The organism is Intestinimonas sp. HCP28S3_D6, assembly GCF_052065695.1.
Classification (GTDB): Bacteria; Bacillota; Clostridia; order Oscillospirales; family Oscillospiraceae; genus Intestinimonas.
Genome location: NZ_JBQHTM010000084.1, coordinates 1 through 7,339, shown reverse-complemented (window position 1 = coordinate 7,339; position 7,339 = coordinate 1). Strand labels below are relative to the sequence as shown.

General features: G+C 62.1%; 3 protein-coding genes. 2 read left to right on the top strand and 1 reads right to left on the bottom strand.

Going from position 1 to position 7,339, the window contains the following annotated elements; translation table 11 throughout:
• Window positions 1-296: 296 nt before the first annotated feature.
• Window positions 297-1,712 carry a sigma-54 interaction domain-containing protein gene (locus tag ACTNBK_RS16285; protein ID WP_441147680.1) on the top strand — a complete coding sequence of 472 codons (1,416 nt, stop codon included), beginning with the start codon at window positions 297-299 and terminating at the stop codon, window positions 1,710-1,712.
• A gap of 161 nt (window positions 1,713-1,873) precedes the next feature.
• Here the strand turns inward: ACTNBK_RS16285 and ACTNBK_RS16280 are convergent, their stop codons facing one another.
• Entirely contained in the window at window positions 1,874-2,074 is a 201-nt protein-coding gene (locus tag ACTNBK_RS16280) for a hypothetical protein (protein ID WP_441147678.1), read from the bottom strand.
• A 317-nt stretch (window positions 2,075-2,391) separates the two neighbouring features.
• On the opposite strand from ACTNBK_RS16280, the gene ACTNBK_RS16275 reads away from it, so the two are divergent.
• Window positions 2,392-7,233, top strand: coding sequence for a fibronectin type III domain-containing protein (locus ACTNBK_RS16275; protein ID WP_441147676.1), 4,842 nt, complete (start codon window positions 2,392-2,394; stop codon window positions 7,231-7,233).
• The last annotated feature ends 106 nt before the right edge of the window (window positions 7,234-7,339 follow it).

Here is a 7,339-nt window from a genome sequence, read left to right as displayed (position 1 = left end):
CGTAAATGTTTCCTGTTTCTTCATCCCCATACACCACCATTGCGTTGATAGTGTTATTATCCCACATCCGGAGCCTTTATGGTAGTGCGGATTAAATCAGAGATTCCCTAAGTATGCATGCACCCCCTCTTTTGCCGGCCCGGCTGGCGGCAGAGGGGGTGCGTCCTTTGACGGATGGAGGTTGCGAATTGCGTTGACGCAGTCGGTTTGATATAATGCAAAAAGGGACCGACACCACTCCGCTGACCGGAGCCGGGTGAGAATACCCTGCGCCCCAAAACAGGAGGGACAACAGGATGAATGAGATGTGGGAAACCAATGCGGATTTTCTCCCTCTGGCGGAGCGGTGGGGGGTTGAGGTATTTCTACATATTATGGACTACGTCCAGAACGCTACTATGATCATCGATCCACAGGGTACCATTATCTATATTAACGAGGAGTATACCAAGATTCTGGGGGTCTCCCGAGATAAGGCCCTGGGGGTGAACCTCCACCGGCTGGAACCGGAATCCGTGGCGCTGAAGGTGCTGGAGAAGCGGAAAGAGATTATTGGAGCCCCAGACTATCTCCGCTCCCTGGGTATCCACGCCATTGGAAAATCCATCCCGCTCTTTGACAAAGAGGGGACTTTGCTGGGCGTTGCCTCTGTCTTCAACGATATGACCAAGATCATCGAGTTGAGCAATGAGCTGGAGCGGACCAGGGCCATGAACCAGTATCTGGTCCAGCAGATCAGTCCGCCTCTGGCCCACCCCTTTGACGACTATATCTGCGCGGATCGGGAGATGCGGCGGATCCTGTCTATGGCTGCCAAGGCGGCCAAAGCTAACTGTACCATTCTCATTCAAGGAGAGAGTGGCGTGGGTAAGGGGGTGCTGGCCAAGGCCATCCACCGGGCCAGCAATCGAGCGGAACGGCCTCTGATTAGCATCAACTGTGCCGCCATCCCGGAAAACCTGCTGGAGAGCGAACTCTTTGGCTACGAAGCCGGTGCCTTTACCGGCGCTCTGAGAGGCGGAAAGCTGGGGAAATTTGAACTGGCTGACAAGGGAACTATCTTCTTGGATGAGATTGGCGATATGAGTGCCAGCGCTCAGGCCAAACTGCTACGGGTCCTGCAGGAGCGGGAGCTGGAACGGGTTGGCGGCGTCTCCAGTATCCCCATTGACATCCGAGTCATTGCTGCCACCAATCAAAACCTGAAGGATCTGGTTCGGGAAGGTAAGTTCAGGCAGGACCTCTACTACCGTCTCAGCGTGATCCCCTTAACCATCCCTCCGCTGCGGGAACGGCGGGATGATATTTTGCCTCAGGCTCGCTATTTTTTGAGTAAAATGGCTCCTCCGGGACAGGAGATTACCCTTTCCAATATGGCTATTATGGCGCTGCTAAAATATGACTGGCCGGGTAATGTGCGCGAGCTACAGAATGTATTAGAATATGCAGGGGTTGTTTGTTCCAACAATATCATTGAATATAAGGACCTGCCGGCCACCTTACGGGGAGAGAGCCTGCCGGAAACGGAGCCATCTGCCGGACCCGGCCTGGATTTAAAAAGTGCAGTGGCACTGTTGGAGAAGGACTATATTATCGAAGCCCTCCGGCTGGCAGATGGCAATCGTTCCAAGGCAATCCAACAGCTTGGGATCTCCCGGAAGTCGTTCTACGACAAGTTGAAACGATACCAAATCGAAGATGAAGAGGAGTAAGATACCGGAACCCGATGCCCTCAAAATGACAGACTCTCCTCACAGTCCGTCGGCGGTTGCATTTTGGGGAAGAGATTGGTATGATTGCTCCGTGAACAGCTCCGCCGACGGCAATCGCGCATTCGGATATATAGCGGTACCTGGGACTATCCCAGGTACCGCTATTTTATATCACCCCAGGCGGCATCAAAGGTGAGAGAGGCCACCTTCTGATCCTGGGCCACACAGTAGATGGGCAGCTGCCGGGTGGTGGCCGACGCCCCCACGATGGCCGGGTGGTTCACCACGTAGAGCATGGCCGCCGCCGCCAGCAGACACAGCCCCACCGTAAAGACCCGCCGCCGGATCAGGTACAATTTCATTCCATACGCCTCCTTATTGGTTCCCCCACAACGGGGTGTCTTGCACAGTTCCACTATATGACGCCCGGTCCGGCCTCATGTTCGGTCCGCGCCTACGGGTCAGGCATCTCCGCCCTTGGCAAAAGAGACATAGTAAATTTGTAGGGTTTTCACCAGAAGTAGACAGTCACAAAAAATAATTCTTACGTATTTGATGAAAATATTTTGTAACCGTTTTTTGGTTGTATTTTGGGGCGGGGATTCGCTATAATCACGAGGCTGCCCAGGGCCGGGTCTTACCGGCCCGGGACAACACCGTGATAGGAGAAAGAAAAGAGATGAGCAGATCGAACCACCTTCGCAGAGCCGTTTCCGGGCTTTTGAGCCTGGCCCTGACTGGCTCTTTCTGTACGATAGGATACCCCGTCCCCGCCGCTGCGGCCGGGGCGGAGCGTGCATCGGATGCCGCCACAGGCTCCATCGCCCTCACCGTCCGCTTTGACCTGCCCCAGCAGGCCGACGAGGTGGCCGACCGGGACCTGCGGCTGACCCTGACCGGCAGCGGCAGGGCCATCACCGTCTCCCTGTCCGACGGCACCTCCCAAGGCACTGACGGCCTGGCTGTCTCGGTGGAGGCACAGAACATCCACGGCGTCCCCCTCACCACCGAGCGCCAGATCGGCTACTACCAGGTGACCCTGGACGGCCTACCCACCGGGGACTATGCCCTGTCCCTCTCCGGCAGGGGCTATACCACCTGCACCACCCCTGTGGAACTGGAGAACTACTCCCAGCACGTACTCATGAGCACCGGCAACGGCAGCTTTGCCCTGGGCGACGTGGACGGCGACGGCGCCGTCACCGCCGCCGACCGGGACGCCATGGACGCCCAGCTTGGAAAAACCGGCGCCCTGGACACCTACGACCTCAACGGCGACGGGGTGGTAGATATCACCGACCTCTCCTATATCAATAAGATGGTGGGCCTGGATGGCGATCCCCAAATTCTCTCCACCGCCGCCATCGTGCGCACCACCGTGGAGGAGGGGGCTGTGACCTTTACCGGCGGCACTGCCGACGACCTCTTCACCGGCGGGAGCACCGTCACTCTGGCCCCCGCCCAGGGCAAAAGTGAGCTCGCCCTCCCCATCGCCCTGGACAAGCCCACCGAGATGAGCGAGATTACCATCACCACCCCCGCCTCCGACGGGGCCATCCAGGCGGGCTCCGCCCTGGTGGAGCTGGAGGGCGGCGGCACCATGACCGTCCCCTTCAACATCTCCGCCCCCGACGGGGTCCACGCCACCGGCCGCACCGCCGGGCAGAGCGTCATCTCCATCAACCTGGGCAAGAAGGTGGCCGTGACCAAGGTCACCATCACCGTCACCAAGGTGGAGGGCCAGACCGGCGGGACCCCGGAGTTTGCCGCCGTGACCCAGATCCAGTTTCTCAAGGACATCGTCTCCGACGCCATCCAGGCCGACACCCAGGTGAAGGGCCTGTCCGCCGCCACCGGCGACGGGGAGGTAAAGCTGGTGTGGGACAGCGTGAAAAACGTCACCGGCTACACCGTCTCCTACGGCCAGGACCGGAACAGCCTGAGCCAGAGCCTGTCGGTGAGCACCAACAAGGCCACCCTCTCGGGGCTGAAGAACAACCAGACCTACTACTTCCAGGTGACCGCCTCCAGCGACGGCTGGAGCGGCACCCCCTCGGCAGTGATCTCCGCCGTGCCTGTCCCCGCCAACGCCCCCGGCGCCCCCTCCAACCTTCTGGTGGAGGCCGCCGACACCGCCCTGCGCCTGACCTGGGGCTCCACCAAGGACGCCACCTACTACCAGGTGTTCTACCGGGCAAAAGGGGAGAGCGACTTCCGGCGCTGGGGCGGCGACATTGCCTCCACCGGCACCGTGATCACCGGCCTCACCAACGGTACCGAGTACGAGGTGGCGGTGAAGGCGGGCAACCTCCGGGGCGTAGGCCCCCTCTCCGCCGTGGCCCTGGGCACCCCCAAAAAGGAGGCCTTCGACATGCCGGTGCTGCCCACCGACGGGCGCATTGACAACGGCTCCGTCACCTCCATCGTCATGGAGGTCCCCTCTAATGTAAATAAGAGCCTTTGCCCCAACTTCGACGTGACCACCCACCTCACCGACGGCGACCCCAACACCTACTGGGTGGCCCGGGACTACTGGACCTCCAGCAACATCACCTATACCTTTGACGGCTCCTATGATATGAACTATGTACTGGTGGTGCCCTATCTCGACGCCCGGTACAAGGGCCGCATCAAGACCTTCAACATGACAGCCCGGGACGCCGCCGGTGAAGTGATCTACACCGCCGAAGGACTCTCCGCCGGCAGCATCACCGCTGACAACTATGTAGTCCTGGCCTTCCCCGAGCTCAAGGGGGTGCACAGTCTCACCATTGCCCTCAACGAGATGGAGGGCGGTCCCCGGGTGAGTATCTCCGAGATCGCCTTCTACAAGAGCAACACCCTCAGCAACGACATCGCCGCCCTCTTCGCAAACGGCTCCTTTACCGCCCTCAATGGCGCTGTTGAGCAGGGCGACATCACCGCCCTGCGGGAGCGGCTGAGCGTCCTGAGCAGCTTCTACCTGGACCGCGCCCGTCTGAAGGACGAGCTGGACCTGGCCCAGGCCCTGCTGGAGCGCAAGGACAACGCCCTGGCCCTGGTGAAGAACGACTTCCAGAGCCGCTCGGCCTCCGCCGCCGGCGATCAGGCCGCCGGTCAGACCGCCAGCGCCCTCCAGCCCCTGGGCATCACCGCCAAGGCGGGCGCCACCGTGGCCATCTACGCCGACCTGCCCGGCGACGCCCCCGTCTATGTGGTGCCCACTCAGTTCTACGGCGAGTCCGGCGTGTGGAAGGGCAGCCCCATCGAGCTGAAAAACGGCCGCAACTACATCACTGTGCCCGAGATCGGCTCCCTGAAGGACACCCGGGGCGGCGTATTTTACCTGACCTACGCCGGGGACCGGCCGGAGGACATCCAGATTCAGATCCGCAACGCCGTCAACGTCTGGCAGATGCCGGTGCTGGAGCTGTCCGGCTGGTATAACATGGGCGAGAGCGCCCGCAAGGACGCCATCCGGGCCTACGTCCAGGCCCTGGAGACCTACGTCTCCGGCCTCACCGGCGCCGCCCTCACCACCGACGTCCGCAACGCCACCGAGATTTCCACCCCCAGCGTCCTCCTGTCCCTGCCCGCCGATCAGGTCCTGGCCGGTCTGAGGGGCGTGAACCACGACGAAAACGCCATGGTGGAGACCATGTACCAGAACGTGCTGGCCTGGGAGGAGGAGCTCTTCGTGGTCAACCAGGTCCAGGGCATCATCGGTGCCGATGCCGACCTGGAGACCTACCGCTATCCCATGACCACCCGCCAGAACATCCGTTACATGCGCATGTTCGCCGGCGCCTTCATGTACGCCGCCGGGGCGCACATCGGCGTGGAGTACGGCTCCACCGCCGCCCTGGTCCAGGGCAAGCCCGCCGCCAAGACCGCCGGGGAGCCGGAAAATGGCCTCTTCGGCTGGGGCATCGCCCACGAGATCGGCCACAACATGGACAAGCTGGGTAAGGCCGAGTGTACCAACAACCTCTATTCCCTGGCCGCCCAGGCCTGGGACGGGGAGGCCATGACCCTCTCCACCCGGCTCACCGCCGACGGCCGCTGGGCGGACATCTTTCATAAGGTGGCCCAGGCCCGTCCCGGCACCGCCAACAACGTCTTTGTCCAGCTGGGTATGTACTGGCAGCTCCACCTGGCCTACGACGGGGCGGAGGAGCCCATGGCCTTCTACAACCAGTTCTTCCGGCTGTGGAAGTCCGGCGCGTACAGCGGCTACAGCTACGACGAGCGTTTTGCCCTCATCGCCGCCCAGGTAGCCGACCGGGACCTCACCGCTTTCTTCACCCGCTGGGGCATGACCCTCAGCCCTGCCGTAAAGGCCATTCTGGACGACTACCCCGCCGAGGAGCGGGCCATCTGGTACCTCAATGACGCCGCCCGGAATTACCGCCTGGAAAACGGCGCCGCTGCCCGCGGCGAGGCGGCCGTTACCGCCGCCGTGGAGGGCTCCCAGGTGACCCTGACCATTACCCACACCGACCAGGACCACATCCTGGGCTACGAGATCCGCAGGAACGGCACCGCCATCGGCTTCACCACCGGGGAGGTCTACGTGGACGATCTGGGCGCCGCCAACAACCTGACCTACACCTACTCCGTGGTACCCGTGGACAAGCTGGGCAACCTGGGCGCCGAGGCGGAGGCTGACGAGGTCCGGGTGGCCTATGACAAGACCATCGATCCCGCCCTCTACGACCTGAAGCGGTCCGGCGAGACCGTCACCATCACCATGCAGGGCGGCGCCGTCCCCGTCACCGGCATCAAGGTCACCGGCGGCGACCTCAGTGGCCATTACACCATGCGGGTGAAGGCCGACGCCCAGGCGGAGGACTGGACCGACGCCAAGGAGGGCACCCTGTCCGGCGACACGGTGACGGCCTACTTTACCAAGCCGGGGGCAGATCCCTCCGACACCCGCATCTGGACCTACGACGCCGCCGTGCTGGAGCTCACCGGCATCCCGGAGGAGGCCCGCGTGGAGCTGCTGGACTACCCCGGCGACCGGGTGGACTTCTACGACGGCGCCGCCGTGGGCATCCTGTCCGACGATTACCACTACGGCGACGGCGAGGTCATCGAGGCCGGCACCCTGGTCATCCTGGGCACCTACCGGGGCGATCCCCGCTACAACTACGTGGAGGTAGAGGCGGTCTACAACACCACCGCCGAGGCCGGCAGCGTCACCACCGTCACCCGGCCCATGAACGGCTACGGTCTGCTCCTGGCCGAGATCCCCGCCGACGGGGCGGTCAGCGACACCAGCGACGGTTTCCTCCTCTTCGTGCCCGATCTGGAGGCCGAAAAGGCCCTCAACGCCCAGAGCGGCGTCACCGACGCCTACCCACTGGAGATCCGCATCAACTTCTACCGCACCGACGTGCCCGGCGACACCGGCAGCAAGCGGCTCACCAGCCGCACCCTGTGGCTGCCCTTCCCCGACGGCGGGGACGGCACCGCCCAGGACCCGGGCTCCCTGCCCCTCATCGAGCTCAAGAGCGACAACAGTCAGGAGGACACCTAAGGAATCTCTGATTTAATCCGCACTACCATAAAGGCTCCGGATGTGGGATAATAACACTATCAACGCAATGGTGGTGTATGGGGATGAAGAAACAGGAAACATTTAC